This window comes from Thermoactinomyces sp. CICC 10522, assembly GCF_016055075.1.
GTDB classification, from domain to species: Bacteria; Bacillota; Bacilli; order Thermoactinomycetales; family Thermoactinomycetaceae; genus Thermoactinomyces_A; species Thermoactinomyces_A daqus.
The window spans coordinates 185348-210917 of sequence record NZ_JAECVY010000005.1 but is presented as its reverse complement, the minus strand read 5'-3'; the positions used below and the strand labels follow the sequence as shown (position 1 = coordinate 210917).

At 48.5% G+C, this 25570-nt stretch carries 26 protein-coding genes and 1 CRISPR repeat array; of the genes, 16 read left to right on the top strand and 10 right to left on the bottom strand.

What is annotated here, in order from left to right; genetic code table 11:
• Window positions 1-637: 637 nt before the first annotated feature.
• The 3 genes from I8U18_RS18210 to I8U18_RS09970 all read right to left on the bottom strand — a co-directional run bounded on the left by I8U18_RS18210 (window position 638) and on the right by I8U18_RS09970 (window position 2684).
• The gene (locus I8U18_RS18210) at window positions 638-712 is read right to left on the bottom strand and encodes a Fic family protein (RefSeq protein WP_370589285.1); all 75 of its coding nucleotides are present in this window, start codon (window positions 710-712) and stop codon (window positions 638-640) included.
• Window positions 713-1082: 370 nt separating this feature from the next.
• Window positions 1083-1880: a hypothetical protein gene (locus tag I8U18_RS09975; RefSeq protein WP_198064733.1), complete on the bottom strand. Its 798-nt coding sequence runs from the start codon at window positions 1878-1880 to the stop codon at window positions 1083-1085.
• A gap of 6 nt (window positions 1881-1886) precedes the next feature.
• Window positions 1887-2684, bottom strand: coding sequence for a hypothetical protein (locus I8U18_RS09970; protein ID WP_198059913.1), 798 nt, complete (start codon window positions 2682-2684; stop codon window positions 1887-1889).
• A 1083-nt stretch (window positions 2685-3767) separates the two neighbouring features.
• Between I8U18_RS09970 and I8U18_RS09965 the strand changes: the two genes are divergently transcribed.
• The 4 genes from I8U18_RS09965 (at window position 3768) to I8U18_RS09950 (ending at window position 8687) form a co-directional block, all read left to right on the top strand.
• Window positions 3768-4838 (top strand): MerR family transcriptional regulator, encoded by a 1071-nt coding sequence (locus I8U18_RS09965; RefSeq protein ID WP_232336360.1) that lies wholly within the window; start codon window positions 3768-3770, stop codon window positions 4836-4838.
• A complete protein-coding gene (locus tag I8U18_RS09960; protein ID WP_198064731.1) occupies window positions 4835-6145 on the top strand; it encodes an amidohydrolase in 1311 nt (436 codons plus the stop codon). Before I8U18_RS09965 ends, I8U18_RS09960 begins: the two co-directional genes overlap by 4 nt.
• Before the next feature lie 334 nt (window positions 6146-6479).
• Window positions 6480-6811: a CRISPR direct-repeat array (repeat unit 37 nt; unit sequence GTTTCAATCCTCCTACCGGAGGTGTACTTGTTGATTC).
• Between the two features lie 396 nt (window positions 6812-7207).
• Complete coding sequence (locus tag I8U18_RS09955; RefSeq protein ID WP_198055804.1) at window positions 7208-7891, top strand: B3/B4 domain-containing protein; 684 nt, start codon at window positions 7208-7210, stop codon at window positions 7889-7891.
• A 466-nt stretch (window positions 7892-8357) separates the two neighbouring features.
• A complete protein-coding gene (locus I8U18_RS09950) occupies window positions 8358-8687 on the top strand; it encodes a transcriptional regulator (RefSeq protein WP_033099930.1) in 330 nt (109 codons plus the stop codon).
• On the opposite strand, the gene mobA is transcribed toward I8U18_RS09950, so the two are convergent.
• On the bottom strand, window positions 8684-9274 hold the full coding sequence (gene mobA / locus I8U18_RS09945) for a molybdenum cofactor guanylyltransferase (RefSeq protein ID WP_255518409.1): 591 nt from the start codon (window positions 9272-9274) through the stop codon (window positions 8684-8686). The two genes, I8U18_RS09950 and mobA, sit on opposite strands and share 4 nt — an antisense overlap.
• A 139-nt stretch (window positions 9275-9413) precedes the next feature.
• Here mobA and modA point away from each other — a divergent pair, with 139 nt between their 5' ends.
• The 9 genes from modA (at window position 9414) to moaA (ending at window position 15518) form a co-directional block, all read left to right on the top strand.
• Window positions 9414-10181, top strand: a complete 768-nt coding sequence (modA, locus tag I8U18_RS09940; RefSeq protein ID WP_198064729.1) for a molybdate ABC transporter substrate-binding protein — start codon at window positions 9414-9416, stop codon at window positions 10179-10181.
• 12 nt (window positions 10182-10193) lie between these two features.
• Window positions 10194-10844, top strand: a complete 651-nt coding sequence (modB, locus tag I8U18_RS09935; protein ID WP_033099928.1) for a molybdate ABC transporter permease subunit — start codon at window positions 10194-10196, stop codon at window positions 10842-10844.
• 229 nt (window positions 10845-11073) lie between these two features.
• On the top strand, window positions 11074-11562 hold the full coding sequence (gene moaC / locus I8U18_RS09930) for a cyclic pyranopterin monophosphate synthase MoaC (RefSeq protein WP_198055801.1): 489 nt from the start codon (window positions 11074-11076) through the stop codon (window positions 11560-11562).
• A complete protein-coding gene (mog, locus tag I8U18_RS09925) occupies window positions 11559-12038 on the top strand; it encodes a molybdopterin adenylyltransferase (protein WP_198055800.1) in 480 nt (159 codons plus the stop codon). Before moaC ends, mog begins: the two co-directional genes overlap by 4 nt.
• Window positions 12039-12053: 15 nt before the next feature.
• Window positions 12054-13301 (top strand): molybdopterin molybdotransferase MoeA, encoded by a 1248-nt coding sequence (locus I8U18_RS09920; protein ID WP_198064728.1) that lies wholly within the window; start codon window positions 12054-12056, stop codon window positions 13299-13301.
• 4 nt (window positions 13302-13305) lie between these two features.
• Window positions 13306-13803, top strand: coding sequence for a molybdopterin-guanine dinucleotide biosynthesis protein B (mobB, locus tag I8U18_RS09915; protein WP_198055799.1), 498 nt, complete (start codon window positions 13306-13308; stop codon window positions 13801-13803).
• On the top strand, window positions 13800-14240 hold the full coding sequence (locus I8U18_RS09910) for a molybdenum cofactor biosynthesis protein MoaE (protein WP_198059219.1): 441 nt from the start codon (window positions 13800-13802) through the stop codon (window positions 14238-14240). Before mobB ends, I8U18_RS09910 begins: the two co-directional genes overlap by 4 nt.
• Complete coding sequence (gene moaD / locus I8U18_RS09905) at window positions 14237-14476, top strand: molybdopterin converting factor subunit 1 (RefSeq protein WP_033099922.1); 240 nt, start codon at window positions 14237-14239, stop codon at window positions 14474-14476. Before I8U18_RS09910 ends, moaD begins: the two co-directional genes overlap by 4 nt.
• 28 nt (window positions 14477-14504) lie before the next feature.
• Window positions 14505-15518 (top strand): GTP 3',8-cyclase MoaA, encoded by a 1014-nt coding sequence (moaA, locus tag I8U18_RS09900; RefSeq protein ID WP_033099921.1) that lies wholly within the window; start codon window positions 14505-14507, stop codon window positions 15516-15518.
• Window positions 15519-15647: 129 nt separating this feature from the next.
• On the opposite strand, the gene I8U18_RS09895 is transcribed toward moaA, so the two are convergent.
• From I8U18_RS09895 to I8U18_RS09885, 3 genes are all read right to left on the bottom strand, one after another.
• Window positions 15648-15830, bottom strand: coding sequence for a hypothetical protein (locus I8U18_RS09895; RefSeq protein ID WP_198064727.1), 183 nt, complete (start codon window positions 15828-15830; stop codon window positions 15648-15650).
• 189 nt (window positions 15831-16019) lie between these two features.
• On the bottom strand, window positions 16020-17636 hold the full coding sequence (gene abc-f / locus I8U18_RS09890) for a ribosomal protection-like ABC-F family protein (protein WP_198055797.1): 1617 nt from the start codon (window positions 17634-17636) through the stop codon (window positions 16020-16022).
• A 286-nt stretch (window positions 17637-17922) separates the two neighbouring features.
• Window positions 17923-20274, bottom strand: a complete 2352-nt coding sequence (locus I8U18_RS09885; protein WP_198064726.1) for an FdhF/YdeP family oxidoreductase — start codon at window positions 20272-20274, stop codon at window positions 17923-17925.
• 166 nt (window positions 20275-20440) lie between these two features.
• Between I8U18_RS09885 and fdhD the strand changes: the two genes are divergently transcribed.
• On the top strand, window positions 20441-21229 hold the full coding sequence (gene fdhD, locus I8U18_RS09880; protein WP_198064725.1) for a formate dehydrogenase accessory sulfurtransferase FdhD: 789 nt from the start codon (window positions 20441-20443) through the stop codon (window positions 21227-21229).
• Here the strand turns inward: fdhD and I8U18_RS09875 are convergent.
• Complete coding sequence (locus tag I8U18_RS09875) at window positions 21226-21600, bottom strand: hypothetical protein (protein ID WP_033099917.1); 375 nt, start codon at window positions 21598-21600, stop codon at window positions 21226-21228. The two genes, fdhD and I8U18_RS09875, sit on opposite strands and share 4 nt — an antisense overlap.
• A gap of 271 nt (window positions 21601-21871) precedes the next feature.
• Between I8U18_RS09875 and I8U18_RS09870 the strand changes: the two genes are divergently transcribed.
• Window positions 21872-22657: a PHP domain-containing protein gene (locus I8U18_RS09870; RefSeq protein ID WP_033099916.1), complete on the top strand. Its 786-nt coding sequence runs from the start codon at window positions 21872-21874 to the stop codon at window positions 22655-22657.
• 75 nt (window positions 22658-22732) lie between these two features.
• Here the strand turns inward: I8U18_RS09870 and I8U18_RS09865 are convergent, their stop codons facing one another.
• On the bottom strand, window positions 22733-23482 hold the full coding sequence (locus I8U18_RS09865; RefSeq protein ID WP_033099915.1) for a class I SAM-dependent methyltransferase: 750 nt from the start codon (window positions 23480-23482) through the stop codon (window positions 22733-22735).
• 109 nt (window positions 23483-23591) lie between these two features.
• Here I8U18_RS09865 and I8U18_RS09860 point away from each other — a divergent pair, with 109 nt between their 5' ends.
• Window positions 23592-24473 carry a DMT family transporter gene (locus tag I8U18_RS09860; RefSeq protein WP_033099914.1) on the top strand — a complete coding sequence of 294 codons (882 nt, stop codon included), beginning with the start codon at window positions 23592-23594 and terminating at the stop codon, window positions 24471-24473.
• A gap of 55 nt (window positions 24474-24528) precedes the next feature.
• Here I8U18_RS09860 and I8U18_RS09855 read toward each other — a convergent pair whose 3' ends face one another.
• Window positions 24529-25464: a 1-phosphofructokinase family hexose kinase gene (locus I8U18_RS09855; RefSeq protein ID WP_198064724.1), complete on the bottom strand. Its 936-nt coding sequence runs from the start codon at window positions 25462-25464 to the stop codon at window positions 24529-24531.
• Between the last annotated feature and the right edge of the window lie 106 nt (window positions 25465-25570).

Here is a 25570-nt window from a genome sequence, read left to right as displayed (position 1 = left end):
CCATCATCTTTTGAATCTTTCAAAAACAGGTGATGCAAAATCTCTGAATCTACGGTAATCTGGTATTGAGCCATTGTGAAACCCTCCTTGTTTGGGAATATTTGCCAACTACTATTCTAACCGAAGAATTTCACCATGGCTCAATTATTTTTCGCAGCTTCCATTTTTACACAATTATACGGACTTAACTGGGGATTTTGCACGATTGGAGGTTCACAGACTCTTTCCACTTTAGTTATAATGAAAAATAATTGATATTACTGATGTTCACACACGGGTTTAGTTGCATCCATACTGGGATTGAAACTTCGTAATTGCTGTACACGATGGCTGTCCTGAAAACGTTTAGTTGCATCCATACTGGGATTGAAACTCGGTCATTGACTTGGTATGTTGGGTTTGTGTAATCGTTTAGTTGCATCCATATTGGTATTGAAACACTACGATGATGATCAGACACGAAGAGATGAGCCACGTGTTGAATCGATATCAGGATTAAAAAGGCATCCGTACCTTATTATTCCAAATATATCAAAAGAATAAGACTGATATTCTTACGTGGCTGATTTCGCCCCGGCCAATCTAACAAACCAGGGTATTGCGCCCTGGACTCTTCATTCAGCCTCTTGGTTGATCATTAAGTGTCCAAGTATACCAAAGCTGCTCGTTTATTTCCGTTGTAGAACGGATGAACTTGTACAAGTGATTGCACTAATGCTCCATCATTCCTTGTATGATTGCGAATATTTCGACTTGAATGTCGTTCGTACAGCTACAGGGAACAGGCGATCATCAAACATGCCCCCGCTTGCTCTCCTTCCCCGAAATCTCACAAAAAGACCAGGGAAACAGATCACCCCTGGTCTTTTTATCATGCAAGAATCTGCATAACTATAATGCAATCTCTGTTTTACTTGATCTTCTGCCTAGAGAAGGTCTTGCATGCACCGATATTTCAGTTATGTACATAGAGATCTTACGATCAAGCGTGATCGTTCATAATCTTGGTCACACTCTATTTCACCCTAAAAGGCAAATCTGAGCAGCAATCCAATCAGCCCCTCGTCGGGTGCCTGTTTTCTTTAATAATACCTGTTTGTCGGTTGTACATAACGCACTTTATAGTGATCCAGATTATCCAGATCAACCTTCGTTAAATCTCCCGATATATCGTATCTTTCCAACAGATATTTATATTGACGTTCCGAATCAGACGTTATTTCCGGGTAATGCTTTAGTTCGTCAGTATAAACAAATACCTGTATCGAAGCATTATGAAAGGTTTTCTTTAGCTCTCTCAAAAGATTACTTATATCTTCCGGTGCCTTTCCTCCATGCTGATAAACTTCCAAAACCAAATTCAGCGTAAAATGCTCCCCTTTCTTGCTACTTAAGACATGATAGAAAGAGGGGATGTGCTTCCCATACTTCTGGCCAATATTCCCTTCCAAATCGTCATAATCAATCTTCTCTGTGTCTATACTCCTCAAGCTCACATTCTTCTCCAGCAATTTCTGTATATCTGGCTGCACTTGATTTAACCATATCGTCTGTACATAATCATCTCTAAACTCACCGGGAGGGTCATAAATAACCGTTATTTTGGTGCCATCCTGTACTGCACCTTTTATCTGATAATAAGCCCCAAAGATTTCATCTTTCCATACTTCATCTACCCTAAATGCCTTATGATATGTTTTCTCTACATAATCCATAGCCAATTTTCCTACTCTTTTCTCTTCTGAAGGGCTCATCTTCGAAAGATCCACATACTGCTTCTCTTCCATTTCATATTCTGAGTAAGAAGAACAAGCTATCAAAAAGCTGCAAACAAGTACCATAACAACCAACATTACACCCAACTTCTTATATAATCCCATCACAGTTTACTCCAACCTCGTCTTATCTTGATAACTTTGCGGATCTAAAGTCTGTAAGTACCAAAATGTGGTCTCCACATCATAAGAAACCTTATCCATAGAAATCGTATATGAGTTCTTCCCATACTCAACATTCAATCTAAACAACTTGAGTTGATCTTCAGTTATCCCTTTGGCCAGGAGCTTTTTCTTCAGACTTACCAAGGTTTCCGCTTCTTGCCTCCACCGTTCCGGGGTTAAGGGATGCTTTGGTGCCGCATCCATCTTATTCACATTCCCATTCTTGGTTACATAGATTCCTACATCTTCAACCCAGTGATCCAGCTCATCTCTATAAGATGGAAATGTCTTAGGGTCTTTGAACGGAGTGCCTTTATTGAAAACCTCGATAGATACCTGATCCCGAGTGCTCAAGCCCATTGCCAGTTCTACATCTCTGGATAAGTCATCATCTGCCTGACTATCCCAAACTCGCTCAAGATAATCGTCGTTACAAAACTTGTCTTTAATCCCATAAAAGACTGTAAACGTCACTCTCGGGTAGTCTTTATCGTAGGGAGTAACACTCACATGAAGACTGTCGCACGGCCCCGCCTCAGAGCATTTGGGTCTCTCAATCTCTTCAAACATAACATCTTTGATCCCATACTTCTTGCTCAAGTAATTCGAGACATCATGTTTCACGACATCTGGATCGTAGGGCGGAATCCAGATCTGGACACAAGAATAAACCAGGAATGAAATTAGTGAAGCAGATGCCAGAGCAGGTAGTAACAAGAGTATAAACTTTTTCTTCTTAGACAATTTCTATCCTCTCTTTCCTTATTAAATATAACTTCTCAGTAAAGATATAACTTACACCCCCGGAAAAGAATCCCGGACGATTCAGGAAATCGACTAGGCTGGGTATATCATATCGGATCCGGCACTGAAATTGCCTCCAACATCGGACAAATCAGCCGGATCCATTAATAGTATTGGTTTGATCATCGTTAGTCAGCAATGCCAGGATCTTCTTCATTACGCCATCCCATGATACCAGCCAAAAGCTGAAGTTTACCGGGAGTACCATTTTGCTTTCATCCCTGCCGGAGATGTATTTACTGATTCGTCAAAACCGTTTGCTATGTACTCCCTGTTTCAATTCTCTTACCAAAGAATTGATCCTCGAAGATGTCGTATTGCCGAATTTTCGCAGGCAGTTTCAATCCTTCTGCCTGAGGTGTATTGATTGAGACCCCGAAGTCGAAGAACATGTGGTAAATCTCGCAAGTTTCAATCCTCTTGCTTGAGGTGTATTGATTGAGACGTGTTAGATGCCTCATTAGGTACCTTGTTAGTAGTCAGTTTCAATCCTCCTGCTTGAGGTGTATTGATTGAGACTCCGCTAATTCCTCTGCTGATTTGTAAAACCATCCATGTTTCAATCCTCCTGCTTGAGGTGTATTGATTGAGACGGCGTTCGCTGAAACCTTCAACGTCTTTATCTCCCTCCGGGTCTTTCCGAACATCTCCTCGATTCGGCTGAGTTTCGGGCTTTGTTGACTGGATTACCTCCGACCTAAAAGTCAGATCCCCCTTTGTTTTTGCGGACTTTGGCGTTTCCGAACACCCCTCGGGTCTTTTTCGAAGCTTCCGGTGTTCGCAAATGCCGAAATACGCAAATCTTCTTTTATACGAAGATCATTTTTTCGAATATAAATTTTTTCATATTTTTATCTTCAATTATAGGTTATCTATCTTATATTTTTCAACATAACTTGCTACCGATTGATAGGCTGGGGCTGATTGGCCGATTTTCTGACAGAACCCGGCGGTACATTCCCCCCTTTACTTTCACGCAGCGTCAACGTTTATGATGAAACGGGAGGGATCTCCGTGAGAAAAATGCAGATCAAGGAGATGGCGGAGCGGCTGGGAATCACGCCACGCGCCATCCGCTACTACGAGGAAAAGGGTCTGATCGCGCCACCCAAAGAACCGGACAACCGATACCGCACCTTTAGTGAGGAGGAGGCATGGCGTCTGCAAACGATCGTGACGTTGCGCCGCATCGGCATGCCGGTAAGTGAGATCAAAAAAGTGCTGGCGGAGGTGGACCGCGGCCACGAACATGTCGTCACACGCTACCTGGAACTGCAACGGGCCGCCACATTCACCGAGTGGGTTCGACTCAAACATCAATTAGAGATCATTGAGCAGATGATTCAAAACGGGGAACAAAACAGCGCCCCTTCCTGGGATGATTGGTACCGTCTTACACGCCATTGGCAAGAGCGGGAACAATGGAGGTTAAAGTGGCGAGACCTTTGGGCGTTTGATCAGCAGGCGGAAACGTTTGACCAGCGTGTGGAGCGAAATGATCCGCTGGACCTGTATGCGGAGTATGACCACGCCTTGCAAACGCTGACCGAGTGGATTGATGCCCGTCCGGAGGAAACCGGCTTGGATCTGGGAGCGGGAACAGGCAATCTAGCCGGACGGTTTTTCGCAAACGGAATCCGGATGGCAGCCGTGGAACAGTCGGCGGAAATGCTGAGACGCTGCCGGGAGAAATTTCCCGCAATGACGACCAAACTGGGCAATTTTTTAGCCATCCCCTTTCCTGATGATGCTTTCGACTTTATCGTCACCAGCTTTGCATTTCATCACTTGCGCGAGGAACAAAAACCGCTGGCACTGGAGGAGATGCACCGGGTTTTGCGTCCGGGTGGCAGAATCGGTATTGTCGATTGGATGATCGAGAGCAACGAGACGTTTCACGCCTGGAAAGAGAAGATCCGCCGGGCAGGCAGAACGGATGTGCTGAAGGAGATGGCGTCGGAATACTATGTTCACCTGGAATGGCTGTGCCAATGGTGGATATCCCGGGGATATGACGTTCAATACCGGTCGTTGACACCCATGTTGCACGTATGGATGGCGAGACCGCGCGACGATGTGAGGAGGATACCATGAAAATTTTTATTAAGGATCCGTTGATTTTAGATTATAAGGATCAGGAAAAACAATTTCATCCATATCGAGCCAATATCGTTATCGAAGATGATCAAATTGCCGATATCACCAACGATCTTCCCGCTGATTTGTCTGTTTTTGATGAAATCATTCATGCGTCTCATTGCGTGGCGCTACCGGGATTGATTAATGCGCACAACCATTCCCCCATGAGTTTACTGCGCTCCTTCAGCGATGATTTGCGGCTGATGGAATGGCTCAACCGAAAAATGTTGCCTGCCGAAGCAAACATGAATCAGGAGGATATTTATTGGGGGGCGTTATTGGGAATTGCCGAGATGATTAAATCGGGAACCACCGCTTATGCGGACATGTATATACATATGGATCAAATTGCCCAAGCTGTACATGATTCCGGCATCAGGGCATCTTTGACCCGCGGTCTGGTGTTTCTCGATGATGATGGCGGACAGCGTTTGAGAGAGGGGATTGATTTGGTTAAATCCTGGTCCGGAACAGCGGATGGCCGTATCACGACGATGATGGGCCCCCATGCTCCGTATACATGTCCCCCGGACCAATTGAAAGAAGTGATGGAGATTGCCAAAGAGCTACAGGTTCCGATTCACATCCATTTAGCGGAAACGCAGGAAGAGGCGGAAAAAATCAATCACAAATACGGAAAGAGCCCAACCGAATACCTATACGATTTAGGCTTGTTTGACGGTGATTATCATGTGCTCTTGGCCCATGCCGTTCACCTTGATGACCATGACATTGCATTATTGCAGAATATGAAAGGCGGCTTGGCACACAATCCTTTCAGCAATATGAAGTTGGGTTGTGGTATCGCCCCTGTTTATTCATTTTTGGAAAAAGGGATTTTGGTCGGATTGGGTACCGATGGTGCAGGAAGCGCCACTTCCCTCGATTTGTTCAAAGAAATGAAGATGGCATCCGGGCTACAGAAATTAGATCGGTTTGATCCCGCGATCATCGATGCACATACGATTCTCCAAATGGCCACGATAAATGGTTCTACACTCTTGCAAATGGATCATCAGGTTGGAAGGATTGAGGTTGGGAAGAAGGCTGACTTAATTCTGGTGAATATCCATCAACCACACTTGGTGCCGCATCATGATTTGGTCTCGCTGCTGGTATATTCCGCTTTCGGTCAAGATGTGGTGACAACGATTGTGAATGGAAAGATCCTGATGAAAAACAGAGAACTGTTGACGATTGACGAAGAGAGACTGTTGTACGAGGCGCATCAACGGGCAAAACGGATTGTGGAAGGAATTTAATGCTTAAATCAACAGAGGCAGAGCCAGCATCCGGCGACTCGGTTCTTTCCAATAAACAGAAATGTTTTTGGATTTTTCGACTTATATGCCCTAGGTTAGAGAGGCGATGGACGCCTCTTTTTTTTGGCAAAGGCAGGCAACAATTCTCAAATATGGAGCCATTTTCCCTTCGTATCGGAAACAAACTGAACAAAAGTCTGTCAACCCCCGGGTTTTTACGGTGCTGGAAGTTGACAGACTTTTTTGTTTTAGTGACTAACGCAGTACGATGGTCTCCTGAAGTTTATTTATTGATTCGGTGTTACCAGAAGCAACGTCAGCCGATTCTCGACACGTTTCAATCCTCCTACCGGAGGTGTATTTATTAATTCGAAACCGGAAATCCCGAAAGGAGACGAAGCGGAAACGTTTCAATCCTCCTACCGGAGGTGTACTTGTTGATTCTCTGGAAGTCGTCCGCAAGAGCTACAATCCTGACTTGTTTCAATCCTCCTACCGGAGGTGTACTTGTTGATTCCTCAATGCGGTTCCAGACCGGATGCCCCGGCGCTGGCGTTTCAATCCTCCTACCGGAGGTGTACTTGTTGATTCTCCAAGAGGAAAGCGGGATAATCGAGTTTCAGGCGGGCGTTTCAATCCTCCTACCGGAGGTGTACTTGTTGATTCAGCGTTCACTGTACCCTTTGATTTTATTGAGTTTGTATGCGATTTTCCGAACATCTCCCCGATTTGGACAAGTTTCGGGCTTTATTGATTGGATAACCTCCATCCAAAAAGTAGTGTTCCCTCTTATCTTATGCGGGCTTTGGCGTTTCCGAACACCCCCTGGGTCTTTTTCGAAGCTTCCGGTGTTCGCAAATGCCGGCGAAAATTTTTCATATTTTATCTTCAATTATAAGTAATCCATTTTGTTGTTTGCAATACAGCCTGGTAACTAGTTAGTGAGACGAACCGCCCATGTATACTCCAGGATTGATATATATGACAGCAGCAGGACAACCGGCACCTGTATTAGAAGAAATACAAGAGATTCACACTGTCTATACTAAAGGAGGGTATAACATGGTCAAACCAATTCATATCGATCCTGCTTTGTCAGATGCGGCCCCACAACTAAAACTGGGTATTTTGACCGCTACAGTTCAGAACACAGAATATGATGAAGAACTGTGGGGCAAGATCACCAATCAAATTTCTATAATCAAAAAAACTTATACGGGGGCTAACATCACCGGCCTCTCTCCGATTGCATCGTTACGAAACGTCTATAAAATCCTTGGAAAAGACCCATCCCGTTATCGAGGTTCTTCGGAAGCCTTGCTGCGCCGTGTACTTCAAGGCAAGGGATTGTACCAGGTCAATACTATCGTTGACATCAATAATTTAATCTCGCTGAAAACGCTGCACCCGGTTGGTACTTATGACTTATCCAAATTAGTGCCACCCTTTACGTTTCGTGTCGGTGAACCAGGACAGTCATACAAAGGTATAGGCAAGTCGAACATCAACCTTGAGAACCTCCCGGTTTTCGAAGATGAACACGGGCCTTTCGGCTCCCCGACCAGCGACTCGGAAAGGGCCATGATTTCGCTTCACACAAGGCAGATCATGATGGTGATTATCAGCTTTTCAGGTGATGGTCTCTCACCTGCACTTACTGAAGCGGAAGCCTTACTTAGAACCCATGTAAAAGCGACCGGGATCTCTTCAGTAATTGCTGAGGGAAAAAAAGAGGGAGGGCGTTGATCTATAACTCATTTTGGAGACAGTCTACCAGCAGTAACATAAAACCACTCTTTTACAGAGTGGTCCCTTATTCCTCACATCAAGATCGTCCTTTCCATATGGATTCGCATGATGATAAATAAGCGGGGTTAAACAACGGAAATCTTCGGATCATATTATCCATCCATGCGTCATTTTTGATGAGGTTTAGGATCTTGAAAAAGACGAAAAGGACGATTCCTCAGTCCATGCAAAGAAAATGAGAAGAAACGCGTGGATTTGGCGTAACGATCAGACCATTATGCATAAACCAGTGGTTGACATGACAAGGAGACTCTTTTTTGTGGAAGGTGAAAACCATCCCCTGCTTTAACTTTCATCTCCTGGGTTTTGTTTACCGGGATCTGAAGGTGTTTTCTTTCACTCCGCTCTGGTTTATAATACAAACTGGTTAAACAGATAGATCAATTAAGGGAGGCGATCACCGATGATGCCGTTTAAAGAGATGACCCGCTTGGACAAATTGATTCACGAACCAGCCCGGCTGGCGATCATGAGTGCGCTGGATGCCTGTACCATGGCCGAATTCCTCTTCTTGCAGGAATTGACCGGATTGACGAAAGGGAATTTGTCTTCCCATCTTTCCAAATTGGAAAAAGCGGGCTATGTCGCTATCAGCAAGCAGTTTGTACGCAAAAAAATCCCTCACACGACAATCCGGATCTCCCATGAAGGAAAAACTGCGCTTCACAATTACTGGGAACAGTTGGACCGCATTCGCGAAGTGACCAAGCAGTGGCAAAAGAAAGGAATCTAATTAATCCCCCGGCCCCAGTCCAAGATTTTTTGGTAATCTTCCGGCGTATTGACATTTTCCGCAAACTGAACGGGGAGTGACCGGTTCTCAAAAAAAGTTTCCTCTACATAACAACAATGAATTGAATCCAAAAAATGCTTTACCTGCCGCATTCCCTTTTGCAGCAGGCGGGAAATCCCTTTTCCGCTGTCCCGGTGGTAAATGGCATGCAGGGGTTGGATTTTTCCCTTTATGACAGGGATCACGGCGTCATATGATGACCGTGTGCGCAATTCAGCCAATGCTTGCGCCACTTCCCCGGACAGGAAAGGCATGTCGCACCCGACAATCCAGACGTCACGTTGGCGAACCTCGTCAAATGCGGCCTCCATCCCTCCCAGCGGCCCCAATCCCGGAGTGCGATCCCAGATGACCCGCACCTGTTCATCCAGGGCAAAAGAAAACAAATCCGGCTGATTGGTCACCACCAAAACTTCCGCACACACTTTTTTCATTTCCCTCAGCTGCACCTGCAAAAAGGTACTGTCCTCAAAAGGCAGAAGCGCTTTTACTCTCCCGTTCATCCTCCGGTTTTCCCCTCCTGCCAAAATGACACCCGAGAGCAATCAACCCACCTCCTGATTTGCTTCTCAGCAGATTGACGATTTCGATTTTATTCATTAATATGATCAAGAAACTTCTATCATATGGAAAGGCTGATGCATCATTCGATCGGCTCATGACTTCATGATTCGTATGTTCGCGTTTTTCATGCTGCTCAGCGGTCTTGTTACAGGATGCAGCCCTTCCTCCGGCAAAGCAACCCTGATTGTTTCCGCACCGGCAAGCATGAGCGATGCCGTTTCGGAAATCACACGCAAATTTGAAGCATCGCATCCGCAAGTGGACGTAAAGGTCAACTTCGGCGCTTCGGGTTCTCTGAAACAGCAGATTGAAAAAGGGGCACCGGTTGATGTTTATCTGTCTGCCGGCAAAAAAGAGATGGATGCCCTGACCGGCAAAAATCTGATTCTGAAGCAAACGGTCCATTCTTTCGCCGGCAACTCCCTCGTATTAATTGAGCCGAAAACAGGCAGCGATCATCTCCAGTCGCTGAATGACCTTACGGCCTCCCGTGTCAAATGGGTGGCCATCGGCGAACCCAAATTCGTCCCCGCCGGCAGGTATGCTGATCAGGCATTGCATTCTTTTCATCTGTGGGACGATCTGAAACACAAATTCGTGTTCGGCAAAGATGTGCGACAAGTTTTGACCTATGTGGAACAAGGACAGGTCAATGCCGGAATCGTGTATAAAACCGATGCGCTGACATCGAAAAAAGTGCGGATCGTCCAAACCTTGCCCGAAAACAGCCACCAACCGATCCAATACTTTGTCGGCACGGTCAAACAGACCAAACAGGCCGGAATTGCCGCGGAATATGAAAAGTTTTTATTATCAAAACGATCCATTCTTATTTTACACAAGTATGGCTTCGTGACAAAGCAGCAGTAGAGGTGTTTTTCATTGGTTGAGTCATTCTGGAGTCCGATCATTATCTCGATCCGCATCGCCTTATTGGCCACACTGATCGAGATTTTGACGGGCATTTTATTTGCCTGGATCATGGCCCGAACATCTTTTCGCGGCAAAAGTCTGCTCGAAACCTGTCTCCTGCTTCCGCTCGTCCTTCCTCCCACGGCCGTCGGTCTGTTTTTGCTGGCCGTGCTGGGCAAGGACGGACTGGAACGTTTCCTGCCGATCCCGTTTATCTTTACTTATTGGGGAGCTGTTGCAGCGGCCGTGGTCGTCTCATTCCCGCTCGTCTATCAAACATTTAAAACCGCATTTTCCTCCCTCGACCCGGAACTTGAATTTGCAGCCAAGTGTGACGGAGCGAATGACTGGCAGGTGTTCCTCCATATTTATCTCCCGTTGTCCAGGCGCGCCATGATCACTGCGGTGATCCTCGGTTTTGCACGCAGTTTGGGAGAATTCGGCGCTACGCTGCTCGTCGCCGGAAATATTCCCGGTCGGACCCAGACCTTGCCGATGGCGATGTACATGGCGATCGAATCGGGGCAAAACCGGCTTGCCCTTTTGTGGGCACTGTGTTCTGCCGCGCTTTCTTTTGCCTTGCTGCTCTTCGTTCAACACCTGCCGGGCAGGCAAAAATGATGAAGCCCTTATCGTCCTCTCCAGATCCCATTGCGCCCCCGTCCCCTGGTCAATGGGATTTTCCGTATTCATCCTCTGCCTCCTCTTCCTTTTTAATGCAAAGGATATACTTTACTTTGATGATCGGTTAACTATATCCTTAAAAAGAGACGGGAGCTCAAGAAAAATTGATCCGGCCCGCGCCACGCTTGAGAGGCCGGTTTTATCCGCAGCCCGAAGGAGGTTAAGCATGCTCACCCATTTCAACGAACAAAACCGGGCGAAAATGGTTGATGTTTCTCATAAGAAAGCGACAGAACGAATTGCGGTGGCGAAAAGCAAGGTTACCATGAAACCGGAGACACTGCAAATAATTAAACAAGGAAAAATGGCAAAAGGAGATGTCTTGGCCGTCGCCCAAGTCGCAGGAATCATGGCTGCCAAGAAAACGGCGGAACTGATTCCGATGTGCCACCCCATTTTTACGACCGGAATCGACCTCCGGTTTGATTTTCTCTCCGAGCAGGAAATTGAGATTATCGCGACAGTCAAAACGGTCGGCGTGACGGGTGTGGAAATGGAAGCCTTAACGGCTGCCAGCATCGCCGCCTTGACCATTTATGATATGTGCAAAGCGATTGATCCTGAGATGGTGATCGGTCCGACTCATCTGGCGGAAAAACAAGGCGGAAAAAGCGGGCATTTTCAATTTGACGGAAAGACAGGTGACGGCAGATGAGCATTCGCGTGGGGATCGTCACTGTCAGCGACCGGTGCGCCAGAGGAGAACAAGACGACAAAAGCGGCGCATTGTTGAAAGAGTTATGCCGGGATTGGGATTTGTGTGCTTATGAAATCGTCCCTGATGAACAAGCTCAAATCGAACAAACATTGAAAAAATTGGCGGATGAAACCGGATGCCAGCTCGTCTTCACCACCGGCGGTACCGGGTTTGCCCCACGGGACGTCACACCGGAAGCCACCCGGGCCGTCATTCATAAAGAAGCGCCCGGACTGTGCGAAGCGATGCGCATGGAGACGCTGAAACAGACGAAATTCGCCATCCTGTCCCGCGCTGTTGCCGGAATCCGCAATCAGACCCTGATCATCAATCTACCCGGAAGTCCCAAAGGCGTGGAAGAATGCTTTGCAATCATCCGGCCCGTACTCCCCCATGCCCTTGCCCTGTTGGCCGGCAACACCAATCACGATTGAAAAAGGAGGGGTTTTGTGCGTTTTCAGCGTGAAATTGTCAAAGTAAAAGAAGCCAGGGCCCGGCTGCTTCCGCATATCAACGAACTGGACACGGAAATTCTCCCCTTGTCCCAGTGTCACGGACGCACCCTGGCCGAGGAGATCACCGCACCGATTCCGCTTCCCCATTTCCGCCGCTCGAGTATGGACGGATTCGCCATCCAGGCGCGGGCCACGAAAGGGGCCACCAAAGAAAATCCCGTCTGGCTGAAAGTATTGGAAACAATCCCTTGCGGCAACGTTCCGCGCTGTGAAATCACCGACACCACCGCATCGAGAATTATGACGGGGGCAGCTGTTCCGGACAGCGCCGATGCGGTCGTCATGCTGGAGATGACACAAACGGCCGTAAAAAACGGCGAAACCTATGTCGGTGTCGAACGGGAAATCGCCCCGGGCACCAATGTGGCTGCGATCGGGGAAGAACTGGAGCAAGGAACCCTTCTGTTACATAAAGGCCGGCGGATCGGACCAGGTGAAATCGCCTTGCTCGCGACGTTTGGCCATGCGCAAGTAAAAGTTTACCGCAAACCCAGAGTTGCCATTTTTGCCACCGGTTCGGAACTTTTGGAAGCAGATGCGCCCCTCGAACCCGGGAAGATCCGCAACAGCAACAGTTACATGTTGTACAGCCTGCTCCTTGACTGCGGCGCCGAACCTCTCATGCAGCCGATTTTGCCTGACGATGTCTCCCAAGCGCAAACCGCCATTTTACAGGCGACGGAAACAGCGGATCTCGTGATCACCACCGGCGGGGTGTCTGTCGGTGATTACGATATCCTCGTCGACATTTTTGAACGCTGGGACGGACAGATGCTTTTCAATAAATTGGCCATGCGCCCGGGAAGTCCCACGACTGTCGGCGTGAGAAATAATCGGTTCCTGTTCGCGCTTTCCGGAAACCCGGGTGCCTGCTTCGTCGGGTTTGAGCTTTTTGTTCGTCCGGTGATCCTGGGGATGATGGGGAAAACGGAGTTCGACTTGCCGCTGATCACAGCATCCATGGCTGTCGATTTTACCAAGCCTTCCGGCTTTGAGCGGTATGTCCGGGGAATTTATCAGATCGAAGACGGCCGGGTTTACGTGCGACCAGCCGGGTTGGAAAAATCAAGCGTTACGCTGACCATCCGCGACACCAACTGCCTGATCATCGTTCCGCCCGGCGGGCGCGGTGTCAAAAAAGGGGATCAAGTGCAAGTGCTGATGCTTAAAAAACTGGAGTGATATTGTGACGAAGCGAATCATCCAAGTTGTCGGTTTCAAGAACGCCGGCAAAACCACTTTTTGTTGCCGCCTGATTCAGGAATGGACCAAACGCGGCCTTCGTGTCGGCGCAATCAAACATGACGGGCATGACTTCACTTTCGACCGGGAGGGCACCGATTCGTGGAAATTGAGCCAGGCCGGTGCAGACCCGGTCAGCATCACTTCCGCATCGCAAACGGCTGTGTTTTCAAGGCGGCCGTCTGCCCTTGCCGACCTGATATCCTCTATGGGTGAAGTGGATCTCATCCTGGTTGAAGGTTTTAAACATGAAAATCATCCCAAAGTTGTATTGATTAACACAAAGGAAGAATGGGAGCAATTGAAAGAACTGAACCGGATTATCGCTGTGCTCACCCGCGTTCCGTTGGATGGGGCCATCCCGTGCCCGTATTGGTTCGTCCATGATCAGGAAAAGTGCATTGAATATTTGCTCAGGATTATGGGAGTGGAAGCAACATGAAAAATTTTTCGGTCACCCGCGAAAAAATCGAACTTTCTCCTTTGATTGAATGGGTTCAGGATCGCAATTGCGGCGCGATCACCACCTTCATGGGAACGGTGCGCGAACTGACAAACGGAAAAAAAACGATCTTTCTCGAGTATGAAGCTTATCAGGAGATGGCAGAAAAAATGCTGCAAAAAATCGGTGAAGAAACACTGGAGAAGTTTGACTGCAGCAAAATCGCGATCGTCCACCGCATCGGACGGCTGGAAATCGGCGACGTGGCTGTGGCCATTGCCGTTTCCTCTCCCCATCGCGATGCTTCGTTCAAAGGTTGCCGGTACGCCATCGAAAAAATAAAAGAACTGGTACCGATCTGGAAAAAAGAGCACGGTGAAGATGGCTCCTTCTGGGTTAGCAGCCAATCAGGGGCCAGGGGGGAAGAGAGGAAATGATCCGCATTTTGTGTTTTGCTGAAATCGGGGAGAAACTGGGGAACTCGATCAGTATTACCGCCGTGGAAAACATGACGGTCTCTGCCCTTCGCCGCGAGCTGGGCCGGCAGTATCCCGAATGCCGGGAACTGATTGAGACTTGCATGATTGCCGTCAATCAGGAATACGCCCGTGAAGAGACAATCATCGGAACGAAGGATGAAGTGGCCTTGATTCCGCCGATCAGCGGCGGGTGAGCCGCTCAGGTAAAAGGAGATGAAAAAATTGAAACCCATCGTCGATTCGCTGGGTCGCCCTCTGCGGGATTTGCGTATTTCCGTGACCGACCGTTGCAATTTCCGCTGTCGCTATTGCATGCCGGAAGAATTGTTCGGTTCGGGATTTTCGTTTCTTCCGAAAGAAAAATTGTTAACGTTTGAGGAAATCGTCCGCTTGGCACACATCTTCACGGAACTGGGCGTTTCCAAAATCCGGATCACCGGAGGCGAACCCTTGCTCAGGCAGGGAATTGTCCACCTCATCGAAATGCTCGCCGACATAAAACCGCTGCAAGATCTCGCCATGACCACCAATGGCGTTTTACTGACGAAATTCGCTGCCCCGCTGAAACAGGCCGGTCTCAAGCGAATCAATGTCAGTCTCGACACATTGCGCGATGATACCTTTCATCGGCTGAACTCCCGAAATTACAGTGTACGCGACGTATTGCAAGGAATCGAAGCCGCACAGAAGGCAGGGCTTTCGGTGAAAGTGAACATGGTGGTGATCAAAGGAGTGAATGACACGGAAATCGTTGAGGTGGCCCGATATTTCCGCGAACGGGAATTGGTTGTCCGCTTTATTGAATTTATGGATGTCGGCAACAGCAACGGTTGGAATGCAGACCAGGTAATCTCCAAGCAGGAAATCATCAGTCGCATTCATGCCGAAATGCCGCTTGAAGCGATCAACCCCGCTTATTTTGGCGAAGTTGCCACGCGTTACCGCTATCAGGGAACCGAAACCGAAGTCGGAATGATCCCTTCGATCACCCAGCCTTTTTGTTCCTCCTGCACCCGACTGCGCCTCTCTTCCGACGGTTTTTTATACACGTGCCTCTTTGCGACGGAGGGCTTCAACCTGCGGGATTTCATGCGGCAAGGTGCAGACGACGAAAAACTTCGCCGGTTTATCGAAAAACTGTGGGCAAAACGGGCAGACCGCTACTCTGAAGAACGATTCCTGACCGGTGATGGGAAAAACAGAAAAAAAATCGAAATGTCCTATATCGGCGGCTGAACCGGGAAGACGCGATTTCCGGATCACCAGACCAGCCCGCAGCCTGTACGGAGCGGGCTTTTTTCTTTGCTTCATGCCTTGCCATTGTCACATCCGACCGGGGTGACCGGATTCCGGAAAAGCCGCTTTTCACTTGCTTTCCTGTTTTCGATAAAATTCTTTTAAAAAATCCTTTATTTTCGAGAAAATCCACTCTCTTTTTTCTTTGGTCAAACGCTCTCTGACATAGTCCTCCGGAACATTCAAAAATTTCGAAATCACCTTGGTTGTCCCTGTATCCCGTTTCTTTTTTTCTCTGTTGTCATACGACATGACGCTATTCCCCTCCCGGCTGCGAATTTCCGTTTTATTTACATTTTATACAAAATAAGTAAAATTCCTGCCGGGATGGAGAAATAGCCTGACCACATTTTAAGCCTCCTGATCTTCCGCTTTCTGCCGGTTGATGAAGATGGGGAGCAGAAACGATTCACTTCTGCTCCTTTCATTTCTCTTTTCATTTTACGATTTCATTTCCCGCAGTTGCTTCACTTCTTTTAGCAGCGCCTGGTACCGCTGTTCGAGCTGTTCCACGTCATCCTCCTTTTGCGGCATGGACAAGCGGCCCAGGATCTGCGTCAACTCCGTTTCCACCTTTAGCAGACGCTCTTTCAGGCTTTGTTCGGAATGGAGTGACTTCCGGTTCAGACGGGTTTGATATTCGTCGTATCCCTCGGCAACGTACATCGCTTTTCCATTGCGCAGAATCAGCATGTGGTCGGCCAGCTTCCGGATCAATTGACGGTCGTGGGAGGCAAAGAGGATGGTTCCCGGATAAGCCTGCAAAACCGTTTCCAGCTGTTCACGGGTGAAGATATCCAAAAAGTTGGTCGGTTCATCGAGCAACAACAGATTTGCATCGCTTAAAAACACCTTGGCCAGTGCCACTTTTACCTTTTCTCCCCCGCTCAGCACACCAACCGTTTTATAAACTGCTTCGCGCTGAAACAAAAGACGTGCCAGAACAGTGCGAATCAGCTGTTCAGAATAAGGGCTGCTCTCTCTCACATTGTCGAGAATTGACTTCGTTTCATCGAGATTGGCCAATTGTTGATGGAAGTAGCCGATTTTCGCCGAAGGAGGAAGGTGAACCCCGTCTGCCCCAGATGCAATCATCTGAAGCAGGGTGGATTTGCCAACCCCGTTTTTGCCCAAAACAGCCACTTTCTTGCCGTTGGGAATGGTACAGGTAAGCTGGTGAAACAACACTTTTTTCTCAAAGCGTTTGCTCATGTTTTCAATCCTGAGCGCATTTTTCCCTTTAATGGGACGATAAACATTTAAATCGAACTGAACCGTCGGCAGTTCCACCGGCTTTTCCTTTTTGGCAAGTTTCTCGATCCGGGACTCGATCGCTTTCGCTTGTTTTTCCATCTTTGCCCTGGCTGAATTCGCCTTTCCTTTGTTGGATATCAATCTTGCCTCAGACGCGCTCATTCCCTTGGGCGGCTTTTCCATCGAACGGGCTTTCTGCTTCTTCTCAGCAACCACCTTCGTCAGCCTCTTTTTTTCTGCCACATACTGTTCATATTCAAAACGGGCACGTTCCAGCTCCTCTTCCTTCTGCCGACGATATTCGCTGTAGTTTCCGTGATACAGACGAACCTTTCCGTTTTCCACCTCGATGATTTTGGTGCAAACCGCATCCAGCAAAGCGCGGTCGTGGGAAATCAGGAGAACGGCTCCCGGATATTTGATCAGTTCTTTTTCCAGCCATTCCACCGACTCTGTATCCAGATGGCTGGTCGGTTCATCGGCAAAAAGGAGCTCCGGTTTCTCCGCCAGTGCACGGATCACCTTTCGCCTTGTCCGTTCCCCGCCGCTCAAAGCAGATGGGCCATCCTCCAAACGCTCCTGTTCCTCCATTTGCCGAATCCAGCCCGTCGTCCCCTGGGACAACACCTTGCCCTCGTCGGGTGGCAACTCCCCGGACAAAACCCGGAGCAAAGTGGTTTTGCCCGCACCATTGACCCCGACAACCCCTATTTTTTGCCCTGCTTTAATCTGCAAGCGCTCCAGGGAGAAAAGCAAACGATCCGCCACCCACTTTTTCAGTTGATAAGTCTCCAATACAAACACAAAAAAACCTCCCTATTTCCAGAGAGGCATTCGTATCCCAAATACGCCAAAAAACACAAGGTTTTAAGGCGTTGACATATGGCACAAAAAAAGGCACATCGAACTATGGGCATACGAATCCTGCTCCGGAAAGCAAATTTCTGCAAATGAAATTTCGCTTCAACCAAGCAGAATTAGTTGTCCATCGCTCGAAGTACCGTTCCTTTCCACATTATTTATTGCTTTTATTCTAAATTCGATTGCATCAATTGTCAAATCGGAAACGTCTCAGATGAAAAGCGGATCGCTATGTAATCTCCAGGTCCAATTCTTTGATCCGCTTTTTGATATACTTTCGGTCTTTATGCGCATGGAACGTTTCCGCCTTTTCCAAAACAGCGGCCGCGTTGTATTCGGGGATGCCGGCAAACTTTTCGTAAACGCCCTTGGGAAAAAGCACATTTCCTTCAGGCCAGTGCACTTCAAGATTTCCCGCCTTGATTCGCGCAAATTTGGCCCGTCCGTGAAATATTCCATACGCGTTGTGGACGACAACCGCTTCTCCCTCCGCAATGCCAAGGCTTCCGGCATCGTCGGGGTTCATCAAAACATCGTAGCGATCAGCATCGTTAAAAGGATCCCTCGTGTTATAAATCATGGAGTTAAACTGTTTCCCCCGGCGTGAAGTGACATAAAACTGTCCCTCCTCCTTTCTACGCTCCGGCAATTCGATCGGAATCAATCGGCCGCGTCCGTCGGGGGTGGGACATTCTCCTCCCTCGCACAGCCAGGCTCCGCCCCACTGAAAGACATCGCCCTGCTTCCGGAGGTTTTGAATCCCCTCATAATCGGGCGCCGCCTTGGCGATCTCCTCCCGAATCTGCGAAGTCGTCTCAAACCAAATCAGCCGCTTCTGCTCCGGACGGACAAGCGCCGCCAGATCCCGGTAAATTTCCCACTCCGGCCTCGCTTCTTCAATTCGGGGCCCTTCAATTTCCGGAGAAAAATAAACCATCCGTTCCGTCGATGTAGATGTCACCCCGCCCGGAATCTCATACCGGGTCATCGCCGGCAAAACAAGAACCGCTTCTTTGGCATCGGTCAAAGTGGAGGTGTTCAAAATAATATCATGATGCACGCGGACTTCGATATTCTCCAAACACTTTCTCATAAAATCGGGGTCCGGCATCGTTTCCAGGAAATTGCCACCGGAGGTATAAAAAAGCTTCAGCTTTCGCTGATGATCCTCCGGCAACAGCGCATTTTCCAATGATATCCCCACGATATCCCCCTGCCAGCGAGGGAGCGGAAACCCCCAGATCCGTTCGATTCTGGCCACGTTTTCATCGGAGAAATCGCCGCCGGGCAAACTGAAGGGATCGGCTCCCATCTCACCTGACCCCTGCACGCCGGAATGGCCCCGGATCGGCATCACCCCGCAGTGTTCCCGGCCGATAAACCCGCGCAGCAGAGCCAAATTGACGACTTGGGAAACATTATCGGTACCGAAGCGGTGTTGCGTCAGTCCCATCGACCAGACAAAAACAGCGGAGTCCGCTTTGGCCAACAATTCGGCAAACTCTTTCATCCGTTCGCGCGTCAATCCGGACGACTCCTCCAGCACTTCCCAGCTGTATTGCTGTACATGCTGTTTCAATTCCGGCAGACCGTTCACATGCTCGCGCACAAAATCATGCCGGATCGCAGAGCCGGGATTTTTTTCTTCCATTTCAAACCAATGCTTTATCACGCCGTTCATAAAGGCAATATCGCCGCCGATGTTGACCTGGTAAAAATCATCCGCAATTTTTGTCCCAAACAGGGCGGAATCAGGAATCGACGGAATCCAGTATTGATCCATCGCCGGTTCGTGATAAGGGTTAATCACGATGATTTTGGTCCCTTTTCGTTTGGCAGCGTACATGTATTTGGTTGAGACCGGTTGATTATTGGCCGCAACGCTCCCCCAGAAGACGAGCACATCCGTCCCGATCCAATCCTTGTAGCTGCAGCTGGATGCCCCGATTCCGAGTGACCGCTTCAGGGCTGTCTTGGAAGGAGAGTGACAAATCCGAGAAGCGTTGTCAATGTTGTTGGTGCCCAAAAAACGGGCGACTTTGGCGGCAACATAATAAGTTTCGTTGGGAATCCCCCGTGAGGTCAAATAAAACGCCATCTGCTTCGGATCAATCGCCTTCACCTTCGCCGCGATGTACCGTAATGCTTCATCCCAGCTGATCCTCCGAAACGAACGCTCCCCTTTTAAACGGAGCAGCGGATAAGGAATTCTTCCCAGCTTTCGCAGCGCCGTACTGTCCAACTTACGTAGTTCGTCAATATCGCGATGAAGGACATCGGGCCGGATCGCCGGCATCGTATTGAGTCGCAGCAGATTTAAACGCGTTGTACACAGATGCATGCCGGTCAATGTCTGATCTCTCAAGCCGGCCACTCCCAGCGCACACCCGTCGCAGACGCCCTTGGTCAAAATGCGCGCCGCAAACTCCAGCTGGTCGCGATTTTCCCAAACCACTTTCAGCGTATCCCGCAAATGGTGCGGTTTCAGCTTTCCCAATCCAAAAGGCATCGGGCTGACCCACAATTTGGGATCAGGCCATTTCGGCAGCTTGACCGGCCCGGTATGTTTTGTCTCCCCCACTGTTCTCCCCTCTTTTTCCTGAAATGTCTCATCATTTAATTTCCGGTTGTCAAAAGACTAAGGTTTTTCCCAACTGAAAAATTTCATTAGAGATACGATATAATCATTATAAAATGAGATATTTTATTTCTCAAATGATTCAACTTTTATAAAGGGGCGTATGGTTATGGAGCAATCGATCCGCCGTCCGGTGATTCGCTGCCATGAATCAGAGCTGGAACCTGTGGAAGATGATATTGTCGTGGAATATCCGCTGACCATCATGCTGAATGGAATTGAATTTGCCACCATCGTCTGCAGTCCGGTCGATGTGGAAGATCTCGTGTACGGATTCCTCGCCGCCGAGGGTGTGATTCGGGCTTCATCCGATCTCAAAGCACTTTCACTCGATTACAAAGGCGGGTTTGCTTATGCGGAAACGAGGAATCCATCCCCTCAAGCCCGAGAATTTTATTCCAAACGCTTTATCGGCTCCTGTTGCGGCAAGAGCAGACAATCCTTTTATTTTCACAACGACGTGAAAACGGCAAAAACCGTAACCAGCCGGGCGGTCGTTACGCTGGACGAATGCTTTCAGCTGATGGAGATGATGCACAGCCGGTCCAATTGCTTTCGACAGACCGGCGGAGTTCATAATGCCGCATTGTGCGACCGCAGTCAGATTCTTGCCATGCGTACGGACATCGGGCGGCACAATGCACTGGATAAACTTTACGGCCACTGGCTGCGCTCCCCGATTCCGCTTCATGATAAGCTGGTGGCTTTCAGCGGGCGCATTTCATCGGAAATCCTGTTAAAAGCAGCCAAAATCGGCGTCGGCATCCTGTTGTCCAAATCCGCCCCCACCGATTTGGCGCTCACCCTGGCTGATGAGCTAGGAATTACGACCGTCGGATTTATGCGAAACCGCAAATGCAATATTTATACTCATCCTGACCGGATTTTGCCTCATTAATATTCCAAATCGCCCTCTTCCCCTGCTGATCCTATCTGCTTGAAACGGAGGCGGCACCAAAAGGCAGAGCGGGCATAATCCCAATGGTAGCGGCTGAATTCGCCGTTCGGGTGGAAATATTGCCAGACTTCAGGAAAATGTTGCTTCAGTTCCATTAATATCTCCCGCCTGCGCTTCTCAATCAAATGCTGGTCATGCCTGAATCTGGCCCCGACCGCCTCCAGCGCTTCCGTCACTTTAAGCGGAACCTGCCGCCAGTTCTGCTTCCATTCCTCATAGGAATCAATCAGATAATGGATCGTCATCTCCGCATCATCGTACAAATCGTACAATAAATGTCCCGGAAGCGCTTCTCTCATTTTTACCGTCATGTTCCATTTTCCTTTCCTTTTCAGAAGATTACGGTTTAATCTTCAAAACAGCCGGGTATTGCCATATGTAATGCGAGTTGGCCTGAGCTTGGGCCAACCGTTTCTGTTTTGAAAAAGATTCCAGCAAAGTAAATATTTTTCGCCCGTGATAAAAACACCTTCTTTTTTCTTTCGGAAGTTGATTTGCATCAACATACCTGTTTTCCTTTGGCCTATACCCTTCCATTTCATTTCCATATAATGCATTAATCCACGCAAGGGAGTTTTGACAATGAAGATCCTGAATGATTTGCCATTGGGAACTTTTGATCTGCATATTCATACCACCGCATCAGACGGGCGTTACCGGCCGGCAGAAATCCTTGATCTCGCGACCAAAGTCGGGTTAAAAACGATTTCCATCACCGATCACGATACGCTGGACGGCCTCCGTGAAGCGATCAGCCTGGCTCCGGCTTATGATTTGACGGTAATTCCCGGGGTGGAGATATCCACCCGCTGGCAAAGCCTGAGCATCGATATTTTAGGTTATAACATCCGCGATCTGGATCTGCTTCACTCGCGTTTGGCCGAATTTCGCGAAAACCGGGAAGAACGCGCCAAGAAAATCATCGAAAAGTTTTGCCGTCTGGGCATGCCGATCACCCTGGAAGATGTAAAAAAAATCAGCGGGAACGGCATCATCGCCAGACCGCACATCGCCCAAGCCATCGTGGTCAAAGGTTATGCCTATGATACAAAAGAAGTGTTTAATCACTATCTTGGCGATGGCAAACCCGCCGATGTCAGCAAAAAAGAACTCCCGCTCCCCGAAGGCATCCGAATGATCCGCGAAGCAGGAGGGGTCGCCGTTCTGGCTCATCCTGGATACCTGAAAAACCATGAGCTCATTGAAGAAATTATCTTGATGGGGATCGACGGGATCGAAGTATGGCACCGCCAGCATGGCAAAAGAGAAGCCAAAAAATTTTTGCAAATGGCAGAGCAACATGATTTAATCGTGACGGGCGGTTCCGACTTCCACCATGACGAACACGCTTTGGGCCATTTCAGATAAGCCCAGCAAGAGCGATGCAGCGGGTAAACCCCGTGCAAATGAAGGGATTTACCCGCTGCATCGACAAGCGCTGTATTATTTTTCTCCCCTTTTATACCCTCCGAACAAAGCATGTCCGGCTTTCACCCAAAAAGCATCGACTCCCGTAAAACCGGCCTCTTGCAGCCAACCGAGCTGTTCCGGCAACGTGGATGGTTTATCCACCGCCGGATCCGGATAATGAAATAAATTCCACTTCTCTTTCTGAAACTGGTTAAATGCCTGCAAATTCCCCTCAAAATCCAGGGAGCGGCGGGCGGTCTCCTCATCCCAAGCCCGTCCCATATGAATCCGCGCATATTCACTTGTTTCTTTCATGATGTCGGCTATGAGCAAAGCGCCGCCCGGCTCCAAAACCGAATATAACCCTTTAAATAACGCTCGCTTTTGCTCTCCGTCCAGATGATGGATCACCAAGCTGCTGACAAAACAATGGATCTTTTCATCAAACATCCGGTACCACTCGTAATCAAAGAGATTAAAGAGCCGGAATTCAACGCGATCCCCGAAAGATTGCAAACGCCGGCGGGCATGCCGGATCATCTGCTGAGAACCGTCGAGGGCTATCACTTTGCTGTTCGGGTACTGAGTCAGAATGGTTTCACTTAACCATCCGCCTCCGGCCCCGATCTCCACCGCGACGAAAGATTCATCTCTTTCGAAGGGAATCAGGTCCGTGAAAGTACGGCCCCATTCTTCACGCTCGGGAACAAAAATATGCCCGTATCGCAGAAATAACGCTGTATCACGATCTTGCCATTCTCCCCGCTGCTTTTCCTGTTTCATGCTCCCAGCTCCTTTGCATATGAAAAACTTTTATTTTATATCCATCATATTTTCTATTAAACTATTTTTATAAGAAATTCCATTTGGAAACAGAAAGGTTCGAGCGACTATGAATTGGCGAAATCTGTCCCTTTTATTCTCTCTGGCCGCTTTGTGGGGGGCTTCCTTTTTATTCATGCGGATTGCTGCACCGGTGATCGGCCCGATATTCCTTGTTGCCCTCCGCCTTGGATTCGCTTTTCTGGCCCTGTTCCTCTACGGTCTGGTCATTAAAAAAGGGCTTGGATTTATCGGCAGCTGGAAAAAATATATTGCTCTGGGAGCGGTAAATGCGGCGATTCCGTTTGTGCTGATTTCGTTTTCTGAAGTATACCTGCCCGCTTCGTTCGCGGCCATTCTCAATGCAACCACCCCGTTGTTTTCTGCGGTGATCGCCCGCATCTGGATTAAAGAACCGTTAAACGCAAGAAAAATCCTCGGCCTTATTACCGGTTTTATCGGCGTCATCGTTTTGGTGGGCTGGACAACGATCCAGCTTCACTGGCAAACCGTTGTCGCGATCGTCAGTTCCTTGATGGCCGCTTGTTTTTACGGGATCGGTTCCATTTATGCCAAGAAAAATTTCAACGCCACCCCTCTGGAACTCTCCATCGGCCAGATGTTCGGTTCTGCCGTGGCCATCTTGCCTTTTGCCTGTTTTACCATACCCGGGCAGATTCCATCGATGGCCGTCATCTGGTCCGTCCTGGGATTGGCCCTCCTTTCCACTGCCTTTGCGTACTTGCTCTATTTCCGGCTGTTAAAAGAGGTTGGTCCGACCCAGACCTTGTATGTTACCTTTCTCGTTCCGATCTTCGGCTGCATCTGGGGAGCGATCTTCCTCCGGGAACGAATCGGACTGGCCACCTGCTTCGGACTTTGTTTGATTATTTTCAGCATTCTTCTCTTGACGAACCTGCCGCTTGGAAGAAAGAAAAAAGTGCAGGCCTGACTTCTGGCAAACCTCCGTCCTTTCGGGGAGACGGGGGTTTTTGTTTTTATGCCAATCAATCCATCTCCTCCGCTTCGACAAGTTCGGTGAGAGCATTCAGATCCGCATCGTCCGGAATCCCCGGGTACGGATTCATGGCGTTGGCCGCGGCACAAGCAACCCCCAGTTGCAAAGAAGGCCTGATTCTCTTTGTTTGCACATACCGCGAAACAAATCCGCCCAACAACGTATCGCCGCAGGCAATGGGGTTAACGGCCGCGACCCGCGGGGATTTCAGGAAAAAGCACTCCGTTTGACCGGCGTAGAGCAGACCTTCTTTTCCCAATGTCACTACCATGTGTTTCACGCCTTGATTTATCCAGTTTTTCATTTCCTGCAATATCGTCCGGCGATCCGCATTTTCAGCCACTCCCGTCAGTTCTTGAAACTCTTCCAAATTGGGCTTGACGAACCACGGATTTACCCGCATCGCCTCTTGAAGCGCCTTTCCGCTCGTATCCACAATAATTTTTACGGATTTTTCCGTCAATTGTCTGGCCAGTTCGGCATAAAAGGAACTGGAAACACCGCCGGGAAGGCTTCCGGAAAAGATCACGATGTCACCTTCGCGGATGTCGGAATAAAGCTTCTGTTTCAAGTCGCTTTGTTCCTCCCCGCTCACTTCCGGCCCGGGTTCATTGACGACGGTAACCCGGCCGTTTTTCTTTTCTACGAAGATGCTGCAAATTCTCGTTTCCCCTTTGATTTTGGTCAAACGGTTGAAAATTCCCGGGATCCAGCAACCTTCCTGCACCAGCTCTCCCGCCATTCCCCCAACAAATCCGTAGATCGCCACAGCCATCTGAAAATGGCGGCAGGCACGGGCCACATTTACCCCTTTTCCTCCGGGAACAACACGGAAATCGGTGGCCCGGTTTACCTCATCATAGCACAATTCCGGCAACAGAATCGTCCGATCGAGAGCGGGATTTGGACAGACGATGCGAATCAATGCATTCACCTCGCAAGGATGGATATCTTTGCAAAATTTTCCTCTGTATATTACATTAATAATATATTGATAATTAACGATCAATTCTTAATTTATTGAATAATAG